The organism is Dactylosporangium sp. NPDC005572, assembly GCF_040605515.1.
Taxonomy (GTDB): Bacteria; Actinomycetota; Actinomycetes; order Mycobacteriales; family Micromonosporaceae; genus Dactylosporangium.
On record NZ_JBEXCY010000427.1, the window covers coordinates 1 to 2,594 of the forward strand.

A 2,594-nucleotide genomic window follows, 5' to 3' on the forward strand; every position below is an offset into this window, starting at 1 on the left:
CGCCCCTGGAGGCTGATCGTGCAGAGTTCCAACCCGGTGCTCACCCGCCTTGGTGCGGCGAGCCCGTGCGGCCGGTCCGGCGCGGGCCCCGGCCACGCCTGCTCCGCGGTGAGCCCGTCGGCGTCGCCGAACAGCAGCGCGCCGGTGTCCGCCAGCGCCACGAAGCCGGCGCCGAGCGGTCGCACGGTCACGACGACGTCGTCGTACAGGCACTCGCGCCCGCCGTACTCGTAGCGGAACAGCCCGGTCCGCTCGGCGCCGACCATCGCCTCGCCCAGGTGCACCAGGTGCCGCGGGCCGGCCGGCCCGTGATGCCAGGCGCACTGCGGCCCGCCCGTGTCGGTGGCCACCTCGACGTCGTGGACGCGGCCGGCGAGCGGACCGGCGTAGCCGACGGCGAGCCGGGTGCCGTCGGGCGACAGGGCCAGCTCCCGGGGGCGGCCGGGCAGCGTGACCCGGTCCACCCCGGGCATCACCTCGGCCGTGCCGGCCAGCCACTCCAGGTCGGCGCCGGCGAGGACCGCGAACAGCTCCCGGTCGGCCGGGCCGGTGGGCCGCCAGTCACCGGTCCGCTGGACCGCGGCGGCCGCCTCGACGATCGGCAGGTCCCAGACCAGGCGCCACAGCTGCGGCCAGTCGTGCCGGGCGGCGAAGTGCTCGACGACGAGGCCGCGCTGGTCGGGGCGGTCGCTGACCTGGCCGGCGGCGATCGCGACAAGGTCGAAGTCGCCCTCGGTCGCCATCGCGGTGAGCAGGCGGCCGCGCCGTTGCGGGTCGGCGCCGGTGAACGCGGCGGCGACGAGGCGGCCGTCGGGGTCGGCCGCGCGGTACCGCTCCAGCTGCCAGGTCAGCAGCAGGAACACGGCCGCCTCGGTCGGGTCGGCCGGCATGAGGCCGTGCTCGGCGCACCACTCGGCGAGCTCGGGCCGGTCGAGGGCGAGCTCGCACAGCCGCTCGGCGAAGGGGGCGGCGCCGTGCTCCAGCAGCCGCCCGCGGGCCATGGCGGCGATCGGGTGCCCGTCGCCGCGGGCGGCCGCCTCGAGGACGGCCGCGTGTGCGCGGGGCTCGTCGTCGAGCTGGCCGTGGTACGGGTCCGTGATCCACAGCAGCCCCCGGAGCCGGTGGTCGGCCGGGTGCGGTTCGGTGCCGTCGAGCGCGGCCTCCCACAGGACCGGGTCGGGTGGCCCGTCGGCGAGCACGATGCTCCACAGGCCCCGCGCGGCCCGGACCGGCAGCGGATGCGGCAGCCGCCCCACCAGGCGGCGCACCGCGGCGACGGCGGCCTCGTCGCCGTCGGCGGCGGCCGTCACCAGGTCCTGCCAGGCGGGGCCGGTGAAGTCCCGCGGGACCTCGGCCGCCAGGCGCCACGCGTGCGGCCGGTTCACGCGGCCTCGTTCCCGAGCGCGATCTCGGTGGCGCCGGCCGCGACGGCGCCCGGGCGGCCGAGGGCGATCTCGGTCGCGAACCGGGCCCGCAGGCAGTCACGCAGCACCGTCAGTACCTCGTGTGCGCCCCGCGCCAGCTCCTGCTCCACGGTGCCGAGGTCGGCCGGGACGAGCTCGCCGAGCGGCCCGGCCGCCAGCCGGTACGCCGGGTGCGGCCGGACCTCGACCTCGTGCGCGCGGACGACGGCGACCCGTCCGGCCGCGGCCCGCGGATAGGGCTGGCGGCGCAGCGCGCCGGACTCGTCGGGGTCGTCAGGGCCCTCGATGCCGCGCCGTTCGAGGGTCAGCGCGTCACGGCACCGGGCCGCGTGGGTGCCGTCGGCCAGGACGAGCAGGCCCGTGCCGTCGAGCCCGTCGAGCCCGTCGAGCCCGTCGAGGTCGTCGGCGCCGGGCGCGTCGGCGGTCGCCTCCTCCACGAGCACGTCGCCGGCGATCCGCCAGCGGGTCAGCCGGGGCTCCCAGGTGCCGTGCTCGAGCGCCACGACCTGGTCCGCGGCGGCGAACGCGACGCCCCGGTAGCCGGCGCCCGGCGGGGCCGGCCGGGTGAGGACCGGCTCGCCGCGCCCGTCGAGCAGGACGAGCGCCTCCTCGACGGCGACCGCCAGATGTGCGCCGTCGGGGGCGACCGCGAGCCACTGGCCGTTGTCGTGGTGGTGCATCGTCGGGCGGACCGGCCCGGCGCCGTGCTCCACCCCGTCCGGGCCGCCGAACAGCAGCGTGCCGTCGGTGCGCAGCGCGACGAACCCGGCGCCGAGGCGCCGCACGCAGGTGAACCCGGCCGGGCCGTGCAGGATCGCCTGCCGGCCGCCGGCGCAGCGCCGCAGCCCCGCGGGCCGGCGCAGGTCGGCCGAGCCGGCGTCCACGATCGACTGTCCGAAGTGGACGATGCCGCGGCGCCGGCCGGGGTCCCCGCCGACGCCCCGGGACACGTAGCGGTGCACGGTCCGGCCGGAGGCGAGGTCGACGTCGTCGAGGAACTCCCGCTGGCCGGGGTGGACGCGGTACCGCAGCGCGAGGCGGCTCGCGTCGGGCGAGAGCGCCAGGTCGTTCAGGTCACCGCCGACGGCCACCCGGACGGGCGCCGGCAGGCGGCCGCGCATCCACGGCGAGGACGGCCTGCGCGAGTTCACCCGCCCGAAGGCGGTCGTG

At 78.7% G+C, this 2,594-nt stretch carries 2 protein-coding genes; both read right to left on the reverse strand.

Annotated features, from left to right (window positions below):
- A partial coding sequence (locus tag ABZS66_RS61240; protein WP_354774147.1) for a hypothetical protein occupies window positions 1–1,385 on the reverse strand: 1,385 nt, incomplete at its 3' end.
- Window positions 1,382–2,594 (reverse strand): hypothetical protein (locus ABZS66_RS61245; protein ID WP_354774149.1); only part of this gene is annotated, 1,213 nt, incomplete at its 5' end. The genes ABZS66_RS61240 and ABZS66_RS61245, both read right to left, overlap by 4 nt.